The sequence below is a fragment of the Amycolatopsis sp. NPDC059021 genome, from assembly GCF_042739895.1.
GTDB lineage: Bacteria > Actinomycetota > Actinomycetes > Mycobacteriales > Pseudonocardiaceae > Amycolatopsis.
The window spans coordinates 200,753-222,555 of sequence record NZ_JBHYIQ010000003.1 but is presented as its reverse complement, the minus strand read 5'-3'; the positions used below and the strand labels follow the sequence as shown (position 1 = coordinate 222,555).

At 69.7% G+C, this 21,803-nt stretch carries 16 protein-coding genes; 8 read left to right on the top strand and 8 right to left on the bottom strand.

Annotated elements, in window-relative coordinates; all coding sequences use genetic code 11:
* Positions 1–6: 6 nt before the first annotated feature.
* Positions 7–1,245, bottom strand: a complete 1,239-nt coding sequence (locus ACFWX1_RS02795; RefSeq protein ID WP_378383133.1) for a cytochrome P450 — start codon at positions 1,243–1,245, stop codon at positions 7–9.
* Positions 1,246–1,536: 291 nt separating this feature from the next.
* Here ACFWX1_RS02795 and ACFWX1_RS02790 point away from each other — a divergent pair, with 291 nt between their 5' ends.
* The gene (locus tag ACFWX1_RS02790; protein ID WP_378383131.1) at positions 1,537–2,460 is read left to right on the top strand and encodes a LysR family transcriptional regulator; all 924 of its coding nucleotides are present in this window, start codon (positions 1,537–1,539) and stop codon (positions 2,458–2,460) included.
* A 13-nt stretch (positions 2,461–2,473) separates the two neighbouring features.
* Here the strand turns inward: ACFWX1_RS02790 and ACFWX1_RS02785 are convergent, their stop codons facing one another.
* Positions 2,474–2,863: a hypothetical protein gene (locus ACFWX1_RS02785; protein ID WP_378383129.1), complete on the bottom strand. Its 390-nt coding sequence runs from the start codon at positions 2,861–2,863 to the stop codon at positions 2,474–2,476.
* A 90-nt stretch (positions 2,864–2,953) separates the two neighbouring features.
* Here ACFWX1_RS02785 and ACFWX1_RS02780 point away from each other — a divergent pair, with 90 nt between their 5' ends.
* The gene (locus ACFWX1_RS02780; protein ID WP_378383127.1) at positions 2,954–3,508 is read left to right on the top strand and encodes a TetR/AcrR family transcriptional regulator; all 555 of its coding nucleotides are present in this window, start codon (positions 2,954–2,956) and stop codon (positions 3,506–3,508) included.
* Positions 3,509–3,815: 307 nt separating this feature from the next.
* The gene (locus ACFWX1_RS02775) at positions 3,816–4,736 is read left to right on the top strand and encodes a LysR family transcriptional regulator (protein WP_378383125.1); all 921 of its coding nucleotides are present in this window, start codon (positions 3,816–3,818) and stop codon (positions 4,734–4,736) included.
* Here ACFWX1_RS02775 and ACFWX1_RS02770 read toward each other — a convergent pair.
* Genes ACFWX1_RS02770 through ACFWX1_RS02745 form a run of 6 tightly spaced genes read right to left on the bottom strand, consistent with a single transcriptional unit; the run spans position 4,726 to position 14,851 of the window.
* Complete coding sequence (locus tag ACFWX1_RS02770; protein ID WP_378383123.1) at positions 4,726–5,868, bottom strand: nucleotide disphospho-sugar-binding domain-containing protein; 1,143 nt, start codon at positions 5,866–5,868, stop codon at positions 4,726–4,728. The two genes, ACFWX1_RS02775 and ACFWX1_RS02770, sit on opposite strands and share 11 nt — an antisense overlap.
* Before the next feature lie 30 nt (positions 5,869–5,898).
* The gene (locus tag ACFWX1_RS02765) at positions 5,899–7,071 is read right to left on the bottom strand and encodes a class I SAM-dependent methyltransferase (RefSeq protein WP_378383121.1); all 1,173 of its coding nucleotides are present in this window, start codon (positions 7,069–7,071) and stop codon (positions 5,899–5,901) included.
* A gap of 18 nt (positions 7,072–7,089) precedes the next feature.
* Positions 7,090–8,088: a Gfo/Idh/MocA family protein gene (locus tag ACFWX1_RS02760; protein WP_378383120.1), complete on the bottom strand. Its 999-nt coding sequence runs from the start codon at positions 8,086–8,088 to the stop codon at positions 7,090–7,092.
* Positions 8,085–9,443 carry an NDP-hexose 2,3-dehydratase family protein gene (locus ACFWX1_RS02755; RefSeq protein ID WP_378383118.1) on the bottom strand — a complete coding sequence of 453 codons (1,359 nt, stop codon included), beginning with the start codon at positions 9,441–9,443 and terminating at the stop codon, positions 8,085–8,087. Before ACFWX1_RS02755 ends, ACFWX1_RS02760 begins: the two co-directional genes overlap by 4 nt.
* 45 nt (positions 9,444–9,488) lie before the next feature.
* On the bottom strand, positions 9,489–10,274 hold the full coding sequence (locus ACFWX1_RS02750; protein WP_378383116.1) for a thioesterase II family protein: 786 nt from the start codon (positions 10,272–10,274) through the stop codon (positions 9,489–9,491).
* A complete protein-coding gene (locus ACFWX1_RS02745; RefSeq protein ID WP_378383114.1) occupies positions 10,271–14,851 on the bottom strand; it encodes an amino acid adenylation domain-containing protein in 4,581 nt (1,526 codons plus the stop codon). Before ACFWX1_RS02745 ends, ACFWX1_RS02750 begins: the two co-directional genes overlap by 4 nt.
* Positions 14,852–15,214: 363 nt before the next feature.
* On the opposite strand from ACFWX1_RS02745, the gene ACFWX1_RS02740 reads away from it, so the two are divergent.
* From ACFWX1_RS02740 to ACFWX1_RS02720, 5 genes are all read left to right on the top strand, one after another.
* On the top strand, positions 15,215–16,831 hold the full coding sequence (locus ACFWX1_RS02740; RefSeq protein WP_378383112.1) for a (2,3-dihydroxybenzoyl)adenylate synthase: 1,617 nt from the start codon (positions 15,215–15,217) through the stop codon (positions 16,829–16,831).
* Positions 16,828–18,153, top strand: coding sequence for a salicylate synthase (locus tag ACFWX1_RS02735; RefSeq protein WP_378383110.1), 1,326 nt, complete (start codon positions 16,828–16,830; stop codon positions 18,151–18,153). Before ACFWX1_RS02740 ends, ACFWX1_RS02735 begins: the two co-directional genes overlap by 4 nt.
* Positions 18,154–18,189: 36 nt before the next feature.
* Positions 18,190–19,347, top strand: coding sequence for a 3-deoxy-7-phosphoheptulonate synthase (locus tag ACFWX1_RS02730; protein ID WP_378383108.1), 1,158 nt, complete (start codon positions 18,190–18,192; stop codon positions 19,345–19,347).
* A 260-nt stretch (positions 19,348–19,607) separates the two neighbouring features.
* Positions 19,608–20,438 (top strand): endo alpha-1,4 polygalactosaminidase, encoded by an 831-nt coding sequence (locus ACFWX1_RS02725; RefSeq protein ID WP_378383106.1) that lies wholly within the window; start codon positions 19,608–19,610, stop codon positions 20,436–20,438.
* A gap of 46 nt (positions 20,439–20,484) precedes the next feature.
* Positions 20,485–21,795 carry a substrate-binding domain-containing protein gene (locus ACFWX1_RS02720; RefSeq protein WP_378383104.1) on the top strand — a complete coding sequence of 437 codons (1,311 nt, stop codon included), beginning with the start codon at positions 20,485–20,487 and terminating at the stop codon, positions 21,793–21,795.
* Positions 21,796–21,803 lie beyond the last annotated feature (8 nt).

Sequence of the window (21,803 nt, the reverse complement as noted above, 5' to 3'; positions counted from 1 at the left end):
TCGGTCTCACCAGGTCACGGGCATCTCGAAAGCGCCATACACGGTCAAGGCCTCCCGGAACGGGATCTCCTCGATCGGTTTCGCCAGGCGCAGTCCGGGAAAACGCTGGAACAGCCTGCCGAAGACGACCTGCAGCTCGGCTCTCGCCAGATTCTGCGCGAGACACTGGTGGACCCCGTAGCCGAAGGCGACATGCTGTTTCGTCTCTCGATAAAGGTCGAGTTCCGCCGGATCGGCGAACACGTCCTCGTCGCGGTTGGCGGTCTGCAGCAGGACGAGCACTCCGGAGCCCGCCGGGATGGTGACCCCGCCGACCTCGGCGTCGGCCAGCGCGACCCGGCCCATGCCGAGCTGGAAGACGGTCAGGTACCGCAGCAGTTCCTCGACCACGTTCTCCAGCAGGTCGGGCCGGGCGAGGAGCATTTCGACCTTGCCCCGGTCGCGCAGCAGCGCCATTGTTCCGAGCGTGATCATGTTGGCGGTGGTTTCGTGCCCGGCGACGAGCAGCAGCAGGCTGATGTCGGCGATCTCGGACCGTTCCAGGACCCCGCGCCGGTACTGGCCGATCAGTTTCGTCAGGATGTCGTCGCCGGGATCCGCCTCCTTCGCGGCGACGATGCCGGTCAGGTAGTCGTTGAGGGCACCGCCCGCGTCGAGGTTCCGCTGCCGCGGCAGGCTGTGGTCGATCAGCTCGGTCGACAGCCGCTGGAAGTGGGCGTGGTCGGCGTAGGGAACGCCGAGCATCGAGCAGATGATCCGGGACGGGATGGGCAGCGCGAAGTCCCGGACGAAGTCCGCCGGGCGGGGCTGCGCCGCGAGGTGTTCGAAGCTCTCCTCCACGATCCGCTCGATCCGCGGCCACAACTCGCGGATGCGCTTGAGGGAGAAGTCGCCGCCCAGCATGCGCCGGTAGGTCGTGTGCTTGGGTGGATCCATCCGGACGAAGGTGCGCCCCAGTACCGAAAGATTGCCCGCCTGGCTCCGGATCGGATAGTTCGGCAGCGAGGCGTCGGCGCTGAACCGGTCGTCCAGCAGCACCGCGCGCACGTCCCGGTGCTTGGTGACGAGCCAGGCCTCGTTCCCCGTCGCGAGCCGGACCCGGCTGACCGGTTTGTCGGCCAGCAGCCGGGAATACGCCGTCGGGAGCCCGAGCGGATCCACCCTCGGCACCGGCCACGGCAACTTCGGCACCGCGCGCTCATCGGGTCCGATTTCCCGCCGCGACTCGACGACCATCGCACTCATTCCCCTTTATTTCGCGATTACCATACGCCTGAAGCATCGTCAAGCACCGCTGCCGATACCGGACAACTTAGGCTACCCTTGCTAAGAAATCTTCCCGCTGTTAGAGTCAGCGGTACGCCGAAAAATTCGGATACCTCGAAAAGCCCCACCAGGCGGACCTCGTATCGCTTTCCGGCGGCCAAGCCCCGCTTATCATCGTTGCCGGGGGCGACCGGCGGGGCAAGCAGAATACCGAGAAAGTATCCATCGGTCATGGACCGAATATGACGAACAAACTGGGGGATCAGGGGGATGGAGCTTCGGCACCTTCGCTACTTCGTCGCCATCGCGGAACATCGCCACTTCGGCCGTGCCGCCCGGTCACTCGGAATACAACAACCGCCGCTGTCCCAGCAGCTGAAATCCCTGGAGACCGAGGTCGGCGCCCGGCTGTTCGACAGGACCAGCCGGTCGGTCGAACTCACCCTCGCGGGCCGGGCTTTCCTGGTCTCCGCCAAGGAATGCATCCGGCACGCCGACCGTGCCGCGGCGAGCGCGGCGAGCGCCGCCCGGGGAGAAACGGGACGCCTGGTCATCGGGTTCATCGGCTCGGCGATGTACTCCGTGCTGCCGCCCATCCTGCGCGCCTACCGGGTCAGCCGTCCCGGGATCGCGCTGGAACCACTGGAGTTGTCCAGTTCCGAGCAGGCCACCCAGCTCGAAGCCGACCGGATCGACATCGGCTTCGTCCGCCCTCCGCTGCGGGCGGCTCACGACCGGCGGCTGGAAACCTTCGAAGTCGTCCGCGAACCGTTCGTCGCGCTCCTGCCCCGTTCGCATCCCCTCGCCGGCGGGCCCGCCGTGCGCATGGCGATGCTCGCCGAGGAACCGATCGTCCTCGCCTGCCGCCACACCGAACCGAGCCTCTACACACAGGTCATGGACCTGTGCATGCGGTCGGGGTTCGAACCGGTGATCGCGACCGAAACCGCGTGCCTGCACAGCGTCATCGGCCTGGTCGCCGCCGGGGTCGGGATCGCGATCACCCCGCGCAGCCTGGCGAGGGTACACAACGAGGACATCGTCTTCCGCCGCCTGGAACCGGTTCCGCTCGCGCCCAGTCTGACCGCGGTCTGGCACGCCGACAATCCCAACCCCGCACTGGAGACGTTCGTCAACGTGGTGCGCGGGATCGCCGGATACGCCAGGCCGCGAGAGCGATCCGCACCGGGATGAGCGCATCGCGGAATCACCGGCGCCGGCTCGCGAGCCGGCGCCACGCCCACGATTCCGCTTCCCCGAGGCGGGCGAACAAGCGCATCGGATAGGGCGAGAGATCGCGGGCCTTCGCCGAACGCCGGGCCGCGGCGAGTTCGTCGTCATCGGCGACGACGGCCATCCCGGCGTGCAACTCGGCCAGCCGGTCACGCTCGTCCTCCAGCCAGGCCATCTGCCGCTTGGCCGTCCCTCGATCGGCCCGTCCCCTCGGGCTTTCCGCGACCACCACCGCGAAACACTCCCCGCGGTCCAGATAGCCGGTGAGCGCCGACTGGAAGCAAGTCACGTCCGCCGCGGTGAGCGCTCCCCGGTACCGCAGGCGGACCAGGGGCCAGTCCCCTTCGTCGACCTCGAGCGCCACAACCGATCACCCCTTCAACCGAGTACGACTTAGGTTAGCCTAACATATTTCCGACCCGAGGTCGAAAAAGAACCGGGCTACAGTGCTGGCATGTCGAGCCAGCCACCGTCGAGCCCGAAACGAGGACGCCCCGCACGGCTGAGCCGCGAGGCGATCGCGGCCGCCGCCCTCGAACTCGACGTGGAGACCCTCAGCATGAACGCGGTCGCGGACCGGCTCGGCGTCGCGAAATCCTCGCTGTATGGCTGGGTATCCAGCCGGGAGGAACTCCTCGGCCTGGTCAGCGACGCGGTGATCGAACGCTGTCTGCCGGCGGAGGACCCGGTGGACGGCGACTGGCGGTCCTGGCTCGCCCAGCTCGCCAGGTCCATGCGCCGCGAGATCCTGACCGTACCGGGCTACGCCCTCCGCCTCTCCGGCACGCACCAGCACTACTCGGACGCCTTCGACCGGTTGCGCGACAAGGTGATCGCGGTCTTCCGGCAGGCAGGCCTCGCCCGCGGCCCGGCCACCCAGAGCTGGTACGTGTTCAGCACCGCCATGGTCGGCTGGCTCGCCCTCGAACACCAGCACACGACCGAGCGACCGGCACCGCGTTTCGAGTCCTTCCTGGCGGTTCTCCTGCGCGGCCTGCCCGCGTCCTAGCGCGCCGGCGAGCCGGGCCCGCCGTGGATTCCTGGCCTCCCGGTGCCGCGCGATGTTACGGTGAAACCGGGGTTGGGCCATGCCTCGGACAACCCCTGGTGAATTCGTCAATGGCGGCTGGGTCGGCTGGGGATCACGTACGCGGAGGGGATTCGCCCACCGGATCTGTCATTCGTGTCCGGAATGCCTGCTGTCATCCTGCTGTAGCCGCTCACCGTTTTCAAGTGACACTCGCCCCGTCGTATCGATGCGTACTCACCGCGTATCGGACGCGCCGCCCGGAAGGCCCGACACAGGGAAGGCACAGATGGAACTCCGCCATTTGAGGTACTTCATCGCCGTCGCCGAGCACCGCCATTTCGGCAGGGCCGCGCAATCGCTCGGCATCCGGCAGCCGCCGCTGTCCCAGCAGATCCAGTCACTGGAAAAAGAACTGGGTACCCGGCTGTTCGACAGAACGAGCAGATCGGTCGAACTCACCAAGGCGGGTCACGCGTTCATCACCGAGGCGAGAAAGACCCTGCGACACGCCGACCAGGCGGTGGCTTCGGCCTCCCGCGCCGCGCGCGGGCACAACGGCCAGCTGCGCATCGGCTTCATCGGCTCCGCCATCTACTCGATACTTCCGGCGCTGCTGCGCGAGTTCCGGTCGCGATACCCCGGCGTCAGCCTGGAACCGGTCGAGCTGACGAGTGCCGACCAGGCGTACGAGATCGACGCGCTGCGACTCGACGTCGGATTCGTCCGTCCCCCGCTGCGTGCGGCGCACGGGCTGGCGCTGGCCTCGCTGCCGGTGGCGAGGGAACATCTGCTGGTGGCCGTGTCGCGCAACCACCGGCTGGCGGGTCACCGGTCGATCCCGTTGTCGTTCCTCGCCGAAGAACCCCTCATCCTCGCCCCCTCGGAAGGGGAGGCGAGCCTGCGTTCGAAGGTGTTGCAGGTCTGTTCGCGCGAAGGGTTCGAACCGGTCGTCGGCGGGGAAAGCGGTCAGCTGCACACCGTGCTCGGCCTGGTCGCGGCGGGCGTCGGCGTCGGTATCGGCCCGGACAGCGTGGCGAAGGTCCGCCTCGGGGAGACCGTGTACCGCCCGCTGCGGCCGGCGATCGCCGCTCCCGACCTCACGATGGTGTGGCGCGCCGGCAACGACAGACCGGTGGCAGCGAACTTCGTCGACATGGTCCGGGGGCTGTGCCGCGCCGAAACCGGGGCCACCGCGATCACCGGCTGAGCCCGGCATGCTCGCGGAGCCGGGGAAGCACCTCCGCGGGCGCCGGCATGGCGGCCAGTTCGCCGGCGATCGCGCGCGCGGCGTCGCGATAGCCCGGTGCGCGGAGAACCTCGTTGAGGGACGCGGCGATCGCCTCGGGATCCGCGGTCGCCAGGGACAGTTCGACGCCGGCCCCCTTCGCCTCGATCAGCCGCGCGTTCATCGGACGGTCGCCGCCGTGCGGGACGATCACCTGCGGTATCCCGGCGGCGAAGGCACTGAACGTCGTACCGGCGCCGCCGTGGTGCACGATCGCCCGGCAGGTCGGCAGCAGTACCCGCATCGGCAGCCAATCCACGACGCGCACGTTGGCGGGCAACGGATCCGGCAGCGCGGAAAGGCCTGCTCCCGCCGAGGTGAGCACCAGTTCGACCGGGAGCCCGCTCACCGCGTCGATCACCTTCGCCAGCAGTTCCCCACGCCCGATCGTGGCGGACAACGAGCCGAGTGTCACGCAGACCCGCGGCCGCTGCCCGCGCTCGATCGCCCACTCCGGCAGGACGATTCCGCCGTTGTAGGGCAGATACCGCATCGGCAAGGCCGATCCCACGGGTTCCGGTTCGAGCGAATCCGGGCAGACGGTGATCTCGGCCCGCGGCCGTTCCGGCAGTTCGTCGACGCCCCACCGCCGGGCGGCCCCCGACATCGCCAGCATCGCCGGGCGGTAGGTGGGCCGTCGCAGGCCGATTCCGTGCAGTACCGCCGGAATCCCGGCCGCCGTGGCCGCGAGCAGCCCTGCGGCGAGTGCGGGCGGATACACGATGGCGTCGGCGTGCCAGCGCCGCGCGAGGGTGACCAGGCCGTCGAGCATCAGCTCGCCCACCGCCCCGAACCGGCGGCCAGCCTCGGCCTTCAGCTCGTCCGCGGACAGCTCGCGCGCCATGATGGTTTCCTGGAGTCCGGTGTAGACACCGGTGACATCCGCTCCGCCCGCGACGTCGTACGCGGAAAGTCCCGCATTGGCGGCCGCCTCGACGTTGGGCCCCGTGGTGGCGATCAGCACGTCGTCGCCGGCCATCGCGGCCGTGACGGCCAAGGGCACCAAGGGGAAGAGATGCCCGTACCCCGGCGCCATGGTGAACAAGAGCCGCACCGCGGTGCTCCTTTCCGGTCTCGGATCGAGTCACTTCTCCCAGAAGGGCTCGCGTTCCACCCACTGCGGGATACCACCCTCGGCGTTGACGCCCTTCTCCAGGAAGACGATGTTGTGGTACAGGTGGATGCCGACAACGCTCGCTTCGGCGTGCCCGAGTTCCCCGTTCTCCCGCGGATGTTCCTCGTGGTGCAGGTCGTCCACCAGCCGTTTCACCAGGCCGAGTGCGGTGTCCGGTGCCGCGGCGGCGGTGGCGTGCCCGCGATACCCGGTGCAGTAGGACGTCCACAGATCCTCGATGACGTACAGGCCGCCGGTCGTGACGTAGGGCAGCAGGACGTCGAACGAGGTGAGGATGTGGTCGTTGAGATGACTGCCGTCGTCGATGATCACGTCGAACGGGCCGTACTCCCGCCCGATCGAGGCGAGCAGTTCCCGGTCGTCCTGACTGCCCCGCAGGGTGGTGAGCCGTTGCTGGTCCACTGTGGACTTGTCGAAGACGTCGAGGCCGTAGATCGTGCCGCGGTGGAAGTAGCGTTTCCACATCCGCAGCGAGCCACCGCCCAGAGTGGTGTCCTGGTAGCCGCCGATCCCGATCTCGAGCACGCGCACCGGGCGGTTGCGCAGCGGCTCGAAGTGCCGCGCGTAATGCGGGGTGAACCAGTGGATCCCGCCCCATTTGTTGGAGATGTACTCCAGTGCCAGCTGGTCGAGATCCGGGGCCGCGTGGGAACAACCCGCCAGTACCGCGCTGCCCGCCCGCACGATCGAGCGGATCTCCTCGCGGGGCAGCGATCGGGACGACGTCCGGTCGCCCGGCTGCGGAGCGGGCAGCAGATCGGTCCGGCGCCGCCCGGAACGCTGGCCGGTCACCGGGCCGAAGACGTCGCGCAGGAGATCGGCGGCCGCGTACTCGATGAGCATCCCGACGTGCTCCGGCCGGTTTTCGGCCAGCACCGGCCGGGTCCGGGGCGCCACGTCCAGGACCAGCTCGCAGCGTTCGTCGCCGTGGGTCACGTACAGGCCGATCTTCGCGGGATGGTCGTTGAGCGGCGAGGCACTCCGGTCTATCACCTCGTCGGCCAGTATCCGCGCGGTGCGCGCCAGGCCCACTTCGCGGACCGCGGCGTCGATCACCGGGCCGGTCTCCCCCGCCGCGCTGATCAGCCGGTCCACCGCTTCCGGTCCGGACAGCTCCTTCATCGTCGATCCTTTCGGCTCTCAACCCGTCGCCTTGGCACTGATCTCCTCCAGCAGCCGGGCCGTCTCCACGACTGCGGCGGGTTCGGCCCCCGCCGCGCGCTCGCCCCGGACCCTGGCGCAGAACTCGGTGAGCAGGTTCCGCACGTGATCGTCCGGTGCCAGGGGAAGCCGTTCCCGTCCACCGTCCCGTTCCCACCAGACCACCGGTTCCCAGTCGGCGGGCGGGGTGAACGCCCGCTCGACGCGCACCCTGCCCTTGCTGCCCCAGATCTCGTAGTCGCACCGGTAGGAATGGTCGAACCCGAAGGCGAGCTGCGCCACCACGCCCGCCTCGTCGTACAGCTGCGCGGCCCCCGCCACGTCGAACGCACCGGTGGGCCCGGCGGCTTCGCGCAGTACCGCGTGCCCGACCCGCAGCCCGTCGCCGAGCAGCGACTGGGCCAGCCGCACCGGGTAGATGCCGGTCTCGGCGAGCGATCCGCCGCCCAGGTCCCGCCGGTAACGGATGTCGCCGGACGGCCGGGGCGGAAAGCCGAACGCGGCGCTGATCAGGCGCAGTTCGCCGAGTTCCCCTGCCGCCACGAGCTTGGCGACCGCCCGCTGCTGGACGTGCCGCAGGAACAGGAAGTTCGGCAGCAGCACCAATCCGCGTTCCGCGGCGCAGGTGGTCAGTTCCCTCGCCCGTGACACCGCGCACGCCACGCTTTTTTCCGCCAGCACGTGCTTTCCGGCTCGCAGCGCACGCAGGGCCCAGTCCCCGATCAGCGCGACCGGCAGCGGCACGTAGACCGCGTCGACGTCGTCGCGCTCGAGCAGTTCCGCGTAGCCGGTGACCGGCTCGCACGCGAACCGCGTCGCGGTGGCGGCCGCGGTCTCCGGCGCACGGCTGGCGACCGCGGTCAGCTCGATGTCCGGATGTTCCGTGATCGCCGGTGCCATGCGGCGCCGCGCGAACTCCGCGCACCCCATGATCCCGATGCGCACCCGCCGCGTGGCCGTCCTGTCGTGCCCCTTCATCGCACCGGGACCGCGGCTTGCAGGCAGCTCAGGAGACTCCTGGCCTCGATGTTCAGATAGTTGCTGTGCAGCACCAGGTCGTGGAGCTGATCGACACCCACCCAGAGGTAGTCCCCCGCCTCGTCGTCCGGGAATCCCGGATCGACCTCGGTGATCAGGTACAGGTTCTGCTGCCGGTAGAACCGGCCGCCCTCCTCCGACTGGTAGCCGCGGAAACGGACTTCCCCACCCGCCTCGCCGGTCACGTACTCCAGATGGCGCGGCCGCTGCCCGGCGGGCAGCATCCGGTAGTTCTCCGTGATGCACTGGACCGTGGGCGCGAGCTCCGCGATGTCCCGGTACCCCGCCTCGGTCTTCGCCTGGACCAGCACGTGCTCGACGCCGGCGACGCGTTTGGTGAGGAACGCCGCGATCCCGGGGTGCCGGGGCGCGACCATCGGCTGGGACCAGCGGTGCACCTCGCGGTCGCCCGCCGTCGTCCGCACCCCGACGACGGTGAAGTACTTGCCGGACTCGTGCGCGATGTCGTGCCCGTCGTAACGCCACCCGGTCACTTCGCGCAGGGGCACGCGCCGGGTGTCCAGCCGGTGCCTGGTCTTGGCACGGACGAACCAGCTCAGCACCTCGGCGGTGGTGTGCACCGGTGCCGTATCCACCATGGACGGACGAAGGGGCAGACAGGACAGTACCGAGCGCAGGCACATGTTCACCACGTTGTCGAAGCGGTGCAGCAGACGCAGGACGTCCAGGCGCAGCCATCGGTGCCCGTCGGCGACCGGGACGTCCTCGAACACCTCGACGACGACGTTCCGGTTGCGCTTGCGGTAGAACCTGGCGCCCTGCTCGGACTGCAGGACGTCGACGAGGACGCGGCCGTATGCCGTGTCCTGGAAGTACTCCAGGTACTTGGTCGCCGCCCCGCCGTGCACCCTCGTGTAGTTGCTCTTCGTCGCCTGCACCGTCGGCGCCACCTGGACCACGTTGATGTTTCCCGGCTCCATTTTGGCCTGCACCAGGGCGTAGTACTCTCCGCCGACGCGGCGGACCAGCAACCCGAGAATCCCCACCTCCGGCTGCTGGATCACCGGCTGCCGCCAGTGGTCGACCGGGCCCTGGTTCGTGCGCACGTCGAGGCCTTCGACCCGGAAGAACCGGCCGCTCTCGTGTTCCAGGTCGCCCGTGTCCCCGGCCAGTTGCCAGTTCGCGACCTCGCCGAGCGGGATCACCGCCGAGTCGTAGTGCCCGCGGAGGCGGTGTTCGGCAAGCCAGGCGAGCGTCTCGCCGGTGCCTTCCAGCGCCGTCTCCGGTATCGACGAGACGGCCCCGGTGGAATTGAGTGTCCCGGTGTTTCGCATGCGGTCCCTCTCTCGGGCGAGCGGTGCGACAGCGGTCGGCGGCCGTCACGGCAGTGGCAGGCGGCTCACGCCGAACTGGTCGTCGGTGAGGTCGGTGAGCAACAGGCCGAGGAGTGTGCGGGGAGCGCGAACCGGCGCGAAGTGACCGCCGGCGACGACGTGCTCGCGGAACCGCGCCCGGGTGTGCCGGGCCCAGTACCCGAGTTCCTCGGCGGTGACCTCGGGATCGGTACTGCCCCGCACCGCCGTCACCGGGCAGCCGAGTGGCGGGGCGGGGCCGGGCCGGTAGGCTTCGACGAGACGCAGATCCGCGCGGATCACGGCCAGCGCCCGCGCGCGCAGCTCTCGCTGTTCCAGCACCGGCTCGTCGATCCCGCCGAGCCCACGGAGTTCGGCGAGCAGCCGGTCCTCGGGCCCCTCGCTGCGCACGTCCCCCCTCCGGTGCGCCGAGGGCGCCGGCTGGCCCGCCACGAAAAGGTGCGCCGGTCCCCCGGCCCAGCTCCGCTCGAGCCGCCGCGCCACCTCGTAGCCGACGAGCGCGCCCATGCTGTGTCCGAAAAGGACCAACGGGATGTCTTGCCAGGGCCGGAGTTCCGCGGCGAGCTGATCGCACAGCGTGCCGAGGTCGGCCGGCACCGCCGTCCCGCTCCGGTGCTCCCGGCCCGGATAGCACGCCGCGATCAGCTCCATGGTGGGCGGAAGATGGCTTTCCCAGCCCCGGAACGCGTTCGCCGTGCCACCGGCGTGGGAAAAGCAGACCCAGCGGACGGTGGCGCCCGGTCGTGCCGCGAGCCTGCGGTAGGTGTCCTCGTGATGTATCAGGCGCGTCACGACGTCTCCCGTCCGCGGGCGAGGTACTCGGCCGTCTCCGCCACCGTCGGCGCCCGCAACAGCCTGCCGAGCAGGTCTTCGAACGCGAAGTCCCCGGCCTCGGCCAGGTTCTGCCGCAACCGGCCGACCAACTGCGCGATCAGCAACGAGTCGCCACCCAGCTCGAAGAAGCTCTGCTCCCGGCCGATCCGGGCCAGGCCGAGCACCTCGGCCCAGACGGCGGCGACGCGCCGCTCGCGGTCGTCGCGGGGTTCGGTCCCTTCGGCACCGGGCGCCGAGGGCCGGGACTGGCCCAGCCATCGCGTGAGCTCCGCGCGATCGATCTTGCCGTTCACGGTCTTGGGCAGCGCGTCGACCACCTGCACCCGCGCCGGGATCATGTGCGCGGGCAGCTGTTCGGTGAGATGGGCGGTCAGCTCGTCCGGATCGACGGGCTGCCGGTCGGCCTTGAACTGCGCGGCGAAGACGTGCTGGCCGCACAGTTCGGACAGCTCCGGCTCGGCGGGCAGGCACAGCCATGCCCTGCCACCGGCCCGGCGGAGCTGGTCCGTCCACTGGCGTTCGGTGAGGAACAGCTGGCCGCTCTCGGCCCGCAGATCGGCGAACTCCCCGGTCGGCGAGTCCACCCGGACCAGGAACTCCATGGATCCCATGAGCTCGTAGTGGTCCCGGGTCGCCTCGGTAAAGATCAGCCATCCGCCCGGCCGCAGCAGCTCACGCACCCGGCCGAGCACCTGGCCGACGTCCCGCGCGTTGTGCAGCACGTGGGCGCAGAGCACGACGTCGAAGGAGTTCGGCCGCAGGCCCTGTTCCCGGTAGCCGAGGTTCATGTCGAACAGGCCGTAGCGCACCCAGCGCTGCTCGGCGAACCGTTCGCGGGCCTCGTTCAGGAAGAACTGTGACACGTCGGTGAACAGGTAGCTGACGTCGAGCTCCGCCAGCGCGGGGATCAGGTCCGCGCTGGTGCCGCCGATGCCGGCGCCGATCTCCAGCACGCTCAGCCCACGGTCGCTCTGCCCGGCCAGCCGCCGCACGAGCGTGTGCACCACGGTGTTGAGGTACTTCGCGACGACGTTGCCGGTGAAGGTGGCCTTGGCCGTGTCCAGGCCGCCTTGCGGGAAGAAGCTCCGTACGTGGTCGATATCCCCGCGCAACAGTTGCGGAACCTCCGACGCGGTCAGGCGGAGATAGCGCATCCGCTCGGCCGGGCAGATCGCGTCCACACAGGACTCTTCGGCCGCGTCCCATGCCTTCTCGACCTCGTCCCCGCCCACCGGGCGCAAGCCGCGATAACGGTCGTCATCCGGGCCATGGCGCAGCAGGCCCTCCGCGCTCAGCGCGCGCAGCCACCGGCGCAGGAGCCGATGGTGTCTCGGCACGACCCCGAGCGCGGTGAGGATCTCCTCGGTGGTGTGCGCCGCCTCGGCGGTGGCGAACAGCCCCTCGCGGCGCAGCGCCCACGCCATCGTGGTCAGCTCGGCGCGATCGAGCAGGCTCCTGAACCCGGCGGCGGCGTCCCGGTCGACTCCGGCGAGTGCGGTGGCGGCGACGGCGTCCGCGTCCGCCGTCAGCAGACCGGTCGCGGCCTCGTCGGGGCGGCGCCCTCGGGCCGTTTCGACGAACCCGGCCAACCGCCGATCGAGCGGGCGCTCGCCGTCGGTGATCACCGCGGCGGCGCCGACCGAGGGATGTCCTTCCAGCGCGGCCTCGATCTCGGCCAGTTCCACGCGATGGCCGAGAATCTTGACCTGGGCGTCCTTCCTGCCGAGGAACTCGATCGTGCCGTCCGGCAGATAGCGCCCGAAGTCGCCGGTGCGATACCGCCGTTCCGTGGTCCCCGGGCCGGTGCCGAACCGCTCCGCCGTCTTCTCCTCGTCGCCGAGATAGCCCAGCGCCACTCCCGCGCCGCCGATGTACAGCTCGCCGGGGACGTGATCCGGCGCGGGACGCCCGGCCGGGTCCAGTACATGGAAGGTCTGGTTGGTCAACGGCTTCCCGTACGGGATCGACACCCAGTCGGGGGGCGTCTCGCCGATGGGGTGGTGGATCGACCAGATCGCCGCCTCCGTCGCACCTCCGAGGCTGACCAGCTCCAGGCCGGGCAGCAGTGCCCGGATCTCGTCGGGCAGGCGAACCGGGATCCAGTCGCCGGACAGCAGGGCCAGCCGCAGCGAGGGCAACGCCGTTTCCGGGGCCGACCCCAGGAAGTGCCGGAGCATCTGCAGTTGCGCGGGGACCGAGTTCCACAGCGTCACCCCGTGCCGGGCGATCAGTTCGGCCCAGTGTGAAGGATCGGTGCGCCGCGCGGGATCCGGGAGCACGAGCGTCCCGCCGACGGCCAGCGGGCCGAACAGGTCGTAGACGGACAGGTCGAAGCCGAGATTGCTGAGCCCCAGCACCCGATCCCGCCCGGTGACGCCGAACCGGCGCGTGACGTCGTCGATGGTGTTCCGCGCGCTGCGATGGCTGATCATCACGCCCTTCGGCGCGCCGGTCGACCCGGAGGTGTAGATGACGTAGGCGAGATCGCCGGGAGCCGCGGGTGTCCAGGACGGCTGCCCGGTTTCGCCGAGGAGATCCACCGCGAGGGACCGCGTGCCAGGGCTCTCCGCCACCCAGGACTGCGTGAGCACCAGCCGCACCGAGGCGTCGCGCAGCAGCCGTTCCCGCCGGGCGGGCGGCTGGTTCGTGTCGATCGGCAGATAGGCGCCGCCCGCGAGCAGCACGCCGAGGACGGCCACCACCTGTTCCCAGCCCTTGTCCATCACGATCGCGACGAGCTCGGACCGGCCGCAACCACACTCGGCGAGCCCGGCGGCGACGGCCCGTGCCCTGCCCAGCAGCTCCCGGTAACTCAGGTCACGTCGTGGTGAGATCACCGCGATCCGCTCCGGATCGGCCTCCGCCCGGCACACGACCTCCTCGTGCAGCAAGGAATCGGGCAGCGGCCCCTCGGTGGCGTTGGCCAGCGCCCGGACGGCGAGCTGCGTGGGTGGCGCGAGCGGTGGCAGCGCCGCGGCCCAGTCGGCGTCGGCCAACCGGTCCAGCAGCTGCTCGTAGGCCCCGAACATCGCGTCCAGCATCCCGTCCGGGAACAGCTCGTCCACCGCGTCCCAGGCCAGCACCAGTCCGCCGGCCGAGTCGTAGACCTGGTGATCCAGCCAGACCTGCGGGGTCTGCGAAAGCATCCAGGTCTGCTCGCCGAGCTGATCGCGGAACCGCGCATCGACGAACTCCTCGCCGAGGTTGCAGGCGAACACCACCGGCGCGCCCACCCGCTCGCCGGGGAAACGCCTGTTCATCTCCGCAAGCAGCCCGACCGCGGAGAAGGCGCCCGCCGAAATGTCTTCGTGCAAGCGCTCCTGCAGGCCCCGGGCCCGGTCCGCGAAGGACTGCCCGGGACGCGGCTCCACCGCGAGCAGGATCAGGCTGGTGAAGTCGGCGACCATCCCGTCCACGGCGGGCCGGGCGGGATCCCGGTCGAACAGCGGGAGGTTCAGCAGGAACGGTTTCTGCCCGCTCCATTCGGCGAGTACCGCGCTGTAGGCGGTCGCCAGCACCACAGCCGGGGTCAGCGCGTGCGCCGCGGCCCGATCCCGGATCCGCGCCCACACCGCAGGCTCGAGCCGCGTCGCCCGCCGGCTGAACCGGGGCCGCTCGACCCGTTCGGGCGCGGTCGCGAGCGGCAGTTCCGGGCCACCGCGCGGCAAGAGCTCCAGCCTGCCGCGCCAGTACTCCGCTGCCTGACGCCTCGCGTCGCTCTCCCGCTCCCGCGCGTCCGCCAGGTACTCCGCGAACGTGTAACCCGGTTCCGCCGCCTCGGCGCTACCGGGCTCGGCATAGCAGCGCGCGAGATCCTTCAGCAGGATGCCGATACTGCGCACGTCCGCGACGAGAAGGTCGATGTCGAAATGGAGCCGGGTGCGGTTCCCCGGCAACAAGGAGAGCCCGACGTCGAAGACCTCGCCCTCGCCCACCCGCAGTACCCGGTGGGAGAGCTCGTCCCGGATCGCCGCCAGGCGTTCGGCCGCCGCCCGATCGTCGAGTTCCCGCAGATCCCGCACCACGGGGCCCGTCCACGGGCTCTCGGCGAGGATTTCCTGTTCGCCGGAGTCGAGGAACCGCGCCCTCAGCATCGGATGACGCCGGGTCAGCAGGCACACGGCCCGGCGCAACCGGTCCGCTTCGACTCCGTGGCCGTCGAACTCGTAGTACGCGTGGCAACCGACCCCGCCCAGCACCATCGCCGGATTCCGGCCCACCCAGTAGGCCCGCTGCACGGGCGTCAGGGGGAACGCACCCCGCTTCCGGTCCGCCGCCTGCCGCACCGCGCCCGCCGCGCCGCCCCCGCGTTCGGCCAGCAGCGCCGACCAGCGGGCGAGTGTCGGTTCCCTGGCCAATTCGGCGAAACCGACGTCGATGCCGCTCCGCCGCCAGTCCCCGGCCAGGCGCATGATCCGCATCGAGTCGAGTCCCAGCCCGATCAGGTTCTCCTCGGTGTCCGACGCGCGCAACCGCCTGCCGAGCAGCCGTTCGACCGCGGCGCGGACCGATTCCGGGCCGGAGAAGTCAGTCATGTTTTCGGTACCGTCCCCCAGTGCGGAGATATTGCCGCCTTCCGATGCGCCCGAATCGAGCGAGAAATCAGCTGGCATGCGCCGAGTCTGACCGCATTCCGAGACGGGCTGCAATGGTCTTTCCGGGTGATCTACGATGCACCGGCCGCACGGAACACCGAATCGATATCCCGCCGGGCAAATCTTCTCCCGATCCATATGTTCTGCATATGGGTGGGGCGCACCGTGCGCGACCCCGCCTACTGTCCGGAACAACTACTGGGGCGTTCTCTTCGAGATTCGACGAACTCGAACCGAAGCACTGTCGGTTGTCCGGACATCACCGCCGGTTCCAAGGGGGGAAACCGAATGCACGGACTATCCATGCCTTCACACGCGGAGCGGACGCGGAGATATCGCCGCTCCGGGCTGTGGCGCGGCGAAACCATCACTGCCGCGTTACGCTCGCCGGCACCCGGCCGCGCGGCCCGGACCGCGCTGATCAGCGAGGACATCCGGCTCAGCCACGCCGATCTCGGCGAACGGGCCGACCGCCTGGCCGCCGGCCTTGCCACGCTCGGGATCGCCGCGGGGGACCGGGTCGTGGTCCACCTCCCCAATATTCCCGAATTCTTCGTACTGACCTTCGCACTGTTCAGGATCGGCGCTATTCCCGTCCTCGCACTGCCGGCGCACCGCGTACAGGAGATCGAGCACCTCTGCGAGGCTTCCGGGGCTGTCGCCTACGTGACAGTGGACACACATTTCGGTTCGGACCACCGTGAAATTGCCAGGAACATCGCGAAGAAATCGAGAACCGTACGGCACGTCATCCTTGTCGGTGACGCCGCGGAGTTCACCCCTTTCGCGGAGTGCGCCACCGAACCCCGAGAATTCGCCGATCCCGATCCGTCGGGCACGGCATTGCTCCTGCTTTCCGGAGGCACGACCGGCCGCCCCAAACTGATCCCTCGCACCCACGACGACTACGGTTACAATTTCCGCGCCAGCGCCGAGGTGTGCGCGCTGACCGAATCGGACACTTATCTCGCGGTGCTCCCGGTCGCCCACAATTTCGCGCTGGCCTGTCCGGGAGTGCTCGGCACGTTGTACGCGGGCGGAACGGCTGTCCTGTCCACCAGCGCCGCTCCCGAGGACGCTTTCCGGCTGATCGCCGCGGAACGGGTGACGGTCACCGCGCTGGTCCCGGCCGTGGCACTCCAGTGGGCCGAAGCCGCCGAGTGGGCCCGGCCGGACCTGTCCAGCCTGCGGCTGACCCAGGTGGGTGGCGCGAAGCTCGATCCCACGGCCGCGAGACGGCTGCCCGCCGCGCTGGGCGGTCGCCTGCAACAGGTCTTCGGCATGGCCGAAGGACTGCTGAACTTCACCCGGCTCGACGACCCGGACGAACTCGTCCACACCACCCAGGGCCGGCCGCTGTCCCCCGAGGACGAGATCCGGATCGTCGACGAGCACGACCGGGACGTCCCGGCGGGCGCCGTCGGCGAGTTGCTGACCAGAGGGCCGTACACCATCACCGGCTATGCGGGCGCGCCCGAACACAACCGCCGCGTCTTCACCGCCGACGGTTTCTTCCGCACCGGAGATCTGGTCCGCGGGCATCCCACCGGTCATCTCACCGTCCACGGCCGGACCAAGGACGTGGTCAACCGGGCCGGTGACAAGGTGTCCGCCGTCGAGGTGGAGGAAAACCTGCTCACCTGCCCGGACGTGCGGGCCGCGGCGGTGGTGCCCGCGCCGGACGCCGTGCTGGGCGAGGCGATCTGCGCCTACGTGGTGCCCGGTCCGGCCGAACCGTCCCTGGCCGGGGTGATCGCGTTCCTCCGCGATCGCGGCCTGGCCCCGTACAAGTTCCCCGACCGGCTGTGCCTCGTTCCCGGCCTCCCGCTCACGAGCGCCGGAAAGGTCGACAAGAAAGCCCTTACCCGACGAGCCGCCCAGCACCCGGACACCGAACAGGAGGCCGTTGATCCTTCATGACGACTTCGACGCACCGACCGCGCGAGCTGCACCTGCACACCCGCCTCGATCCGTTGAGCACCATGGAAAGGATTCTCCACGCGGTACCCGATACCGAAGACGTCGTCGTCTACGAAGGCACGGACTCCTGGTACTACGCGCAAGGCGTTCTCGCGGAGATCCAGGTGGACGCCCGCCACGTCCGCCGCGTGCACGGCACCGAGTGCGAGATCCGGCCCTGGCACGGGGATCCGCTGCCCCTGGTCGCCGAAGCACTGCGCGAACTCGGCATCCCTGGCTGGCGCGCCTACGGCTGGGCGGGCTTCGAACTGGCCTACGCCAAGGCCGGGATGCCCGAGCTCCTCGACGGTACCTGGCCGTTGCTGCACCTGATCGTGCCCCGCACGGAGATGATCATCTCCGGGAACGACGCGGTGATCCGTGGCGAAGGGGCCGACACGATCCGCGAGGCTCTCGCGCGAGACGAGCCGGCGCCCCGGCACGAACCGAAGCCACTGGACCCGGCCGCGTCCGATGGCGAGCACTACCGGACCGCGGTGGCGGCCGCGGTCTCCGAGATCGAGCAGAACAGACTGCAGAAGGTGATCCTCTCCCGCGAGGTCGAAGTCGGGTACGACGTGGACCTCGTGGCCAGCTACGTCCTCGGGCGGCGGAACAACCAGCCCGCGCGGTCCTTCCTGCTGCGGATGGGAAATCTGCGCGCGGCGGGGTTCAGCCCGGAGACGGTCGTGGAGGTCTCGGCGGACGGCGAGGTGCGCAGCCAGCCGCTGGCCGGGACTCGCGCGATGACGGCCGACGCTGTCCGCAACAGCCGCCTGCGGCAGGAACTGCTGACCGACCCCAAGGAGATCCACGAGCACGCCATCTCGGTCAAGGCCGTCTACGACGAACTCCTTCCCTTGTGCGAGCCGGGAAGCACGCTGGTGGAGAACTTCATGGCGGTCAAGGAACGCGGCACGGTCCAGCACCTCGGCTCCCAGGTCACCGGCCGCCTGCGCGCCGGACAGGGACCGTGGGACGCGTTCGCCGCGGTCTTCCCCGGGGTGACCGCGTCCGGAATCCCGAAGAAGGCGGCCTACCGGACGATCCGAAGGCATGAGCGGAGCGCGCGCGGGCTCTACAGCGGTGCCGTCCTCACGGTCGCCGAGGACGGATCGATGGACGCGGCGCTGGTGCTCCGGTCGCTGTACCAGCGCGACGGCCGGACCTGGCTCCGCGCCGGTGCCGGCATCGTCCGGCAGTCCCGGCCCGAGCGCGAGTTCGAAGAAACCTGTGAGAAGTTGTCCAGTGTGGCCGGTCATCTGGTGCCGCGCGGTGGGTGAACCCGACGGCCCGCGACGTCTACGGAGTCTTTCCGCATGACTGAACTCAGTGCCTTGCCGGGTCTTGTGGCCGCTCAGCAGCCCGACTGGCCCGACGCGGCTTCCCTCGAAGAAATACGCCGGACCCTCCGGCTCCTCCCTCCCCTGGTCGCCGAGCCGGAGATCTCGGCGCTGGCCGCGGCGATCGACCGGTTTCCCCGCGGAGAAGAACTCATCCTGCAGGGCGGCGACTGCGCCGAACTGTTCCGGGAGGCGAAGCCGGACCGGGTCGAGGCCAAGCTGAACCAGTTGCACACGCTCGCGGACCAGCTCCGCGCGGGCCTCGGCGCACCGGTCACCACCATCGGCAGGCTGGCCGGGCAGTACGGCAAGCCGCGGTCCAGACCGACACAGCTGCTGCCGAACGGCGAATACGCCCCGAGCTACCGGGGCGACGCGGTCAACGACGCGGCCGCGATCCCGGAACTGCGGGTGCCGGATCCCCGGCGGCTGCTGACGGCCTACCACCGCGCGGCCGCCACCTTCGACGTCATCCGTGCGTGGAACGCACGCAGGCCGTCCGGGCATCACGTGTTCGGTTCGCACGAACTGCTGTTGCTCGACTACGAAACGCCACTCGTCCGGAACGGGCGACACGGCCGCTACGCCTCGTCGACGCATTTCGGCTGGATCGGCGACCGGACGAGAGCCCTCACCGGCGCGCACATCGCTCTCGCGCGCGAGATCCGCAATCCGGTCGGAATCAAGATCGGCCCGTCGACCTCGCCCGAGGAAGCGGTGCGGCTGAGCACGATCCGGCACCCGCCCCCGGTGTTCATCGTGCGGCTCGGCGCCACCGAGATCGACCGGCTGCTCCCGCCGCTCGTCAAGGCCGTGAAGCTGCACGGTGCCCCGGTCGCCTGGCTGACCGATCCCATGCACGGCAACACGATCACCACCCGGTACGGGCGGAAAACCCGTGCCATGGACCAGATTCGTGCCGAGGTCACCTCCTTCGCCCGGATCATGCGCGCGGCCGGGCTCCCCATCGGCGGGCTCCATCTGGAACTGACGCCCGACGAGGTCACCGAATGCGTCGCGAGCACCGCGGAAGCAGCACACACGAGGCTGCCGCGCTACCGGTCTCCCTGCGACCCCCGGCTGGCCCCGGCTCAGGCCGCCGAACTGATCTCCCACTTCGCCGGTCTCCTCTGAGCCCCCTGGCCGGCGCAAGGCGTCGGCATCGTCAGCCAGTTCTGCTCATTACTGCTCGATCTGGCATTGAATCGAGCAACACCGAACGCTTGACATGACTGGATTTGCTCGGCTTTACTCCTAGGCACGTCGGAACGAACGCCCGGCGTGAGAGGTACGCCCAGCCGGTAGGTGGCGGTAGCCACGAGTCCGGCCTGAGTCGCCAGGACGAGTGCTCGTCCGAGGCGGGGTCGTGCCCACCAGCATCCCGGAGTTCACTGATGCACTTCACCCGCGTTCAGGTGCTGAGCTGTGCCGCGGCCCTCTCGGCCGCGCTCGGTTGCTCCCCGTCCTCCACCGCAACCTCGCCCCCTGCCGCCGCTTCCCCCGCCGAGGCACACGCCGTCGCCCCGCCACCCGCCGGAGCCGGTTTCGACTACCAGATCGGCGGCGCCTACCAGCCGCCCGGGGGCGTCAAGGTGGTGACCCGGGACCATACGGCCGCGGCCACCCCCGGGCTCTACAACATCTGCTATGTAAACGCTTTCCAGGCCCAGCCCGGAGCTGAGGGTAGCTGGGATTCCGACCTGCTCCTGCGCGACGCGAACGGCACCGTCGTCGTGGACAAGGACTGGAAAGAAGCGTTGCTGGACCTCCGGACGGACGCCAAGCGGGAGCGGATCGCCGCGAAGGTGACCGGCTGGATCGACCAGTGCGCGGCCAAGGGGTATCAGGCCGTGGAGCCCGACAACTACGACAGCTTCACCCGTTCGCAGAACCTGCTGAGCGCCGAGGACGCGCAGGCCTACATCCGGTTGCTTTCCGCGCACGCCCACCGGCAGGGACTCGCGATCGCGCAGAAGAACACCTCGGAGCTTTCCGATCAGCATCAGCGGAACGGCCTGGACTTCGCGGTCGCGGAAGAATGCGGCGAGCAGAACAATTGCGGCGAGTTCACTTCGGCCTTCGGCAATCACGTGATCGCGATCGAGTACACCGGCAAGGGTCTGGCCAACGCCTGCGAGCACTGGGGCGACAGCTTGAGCGTCGTCCGGCGTGACCGGGATGTCTCCCCGCGGGGCAGCGCCAAGTACGTCCGCGAGACCTGCTGAGCGGCTCGCGACTTTACCTGTCCCTGCCGCATTTCCGGAGGAAACGATGGACGTTCGTGGACCATCCGCGCCCATTTCCCGGCGTGGATTCCTCAAGGGTGCCGGCGGTCTGGCAGTCGGCGCCACGCTGGCGGGCTGCGCCTCGAACGCGCAAGCCGGTTCCGGCGGGCCCGTCACGATCGAACTGTGGCACGGGCAGAACGACGTCGGCCGCAAGGTCATCGAAGGCCTCGTCGCCGATTTCCAGCGCGCCCATCCCGGCATCCGCGTCGACATGGGCGGCGGTGTCCTGGCCGACGCCATGCTCCAGAAGGTGACGGCGGCGCTGGCGTCCGGGTCCTACCCCGATATCGCCTACGTCTTCGGGGCGGACCTCGCCAGCGTCGCCCGCAGCCCGCAGGTGGTCGACGTGACCGGCCTGGTGAACTCCGGTCCCACGCCGTGGCCGGACTACTGGCCGTCCGCGCGGGAGGCGGTCACGCTCAACGGGCGCGTCCGCGCCGTCCCGGCGATGCTGGACGTCCTCGCCGTGGTGTGCAACAAGACGCTGTTCGCGCAGCGGGGGATCCCGCTTCCGGACGAGAACTGGACCTGGCCGGAATTCGTTGCCACCGCGCGGAAACTGACCGATCCGCAGTCCGGCACGTTCGGCACGGCCTGGCCGGGCGCGGGCGACGAGGACACCGTGTGGCGGCTGTGGCCGCTGGTGTGGGACCTCGGTGGCGAGGTGATCGGCAAGGACGGCCGGAGCATCGGGTTCGCCGAATCCGGTGTCCGCGCGCTCGAAGTGTTGCGAGACCTCGCCGCCGACAAGAGCGTCTACATCGACCCCAAACCGGGGAGCGAACAGATGTACAAGGCGTTCGCCGCGGGACGGATCGGCATGGTCGCCACCGGCCCCTGGCAGCTGCCCGACATCACCGACGCCGGAATCGACTACCACGTGGTCCCGCTCCCGACCTTCAGCCGCAGGCCCGTGACGATTTCCGGACCGGACACCTGGACGCTGTTCGACAACGGCGAGGAACGCGTGCGGGCGGCACGGACCTTCGTGAGCTGGCTGATCCAGCCGGACCAGGACGTCCGCTGGGACGTCGGCGCGGGAAGCCTGCCGCTGAGCCGTCGTGCCCAGTCGATGCCCGCCTGGCAGCAGAAGGCCGCGGAAACCGCAGGGCTGCCGGTTTTCGCGCACGCGCTGGAAAACGCGCGTGTGAAGCCCGTGCATCCCGCCTATCCCCAGGTGTCCCAGGCTGTCGCCACCGCCGTCGTCGCGGTGCTGCTCGGCAGGAGCACGCCGGCCGAGGCCATGCGTGCCTGCGCCGAGGAAGCCAACGCCGCCCTGATCATTCCGCGCTAGGAGTTCGC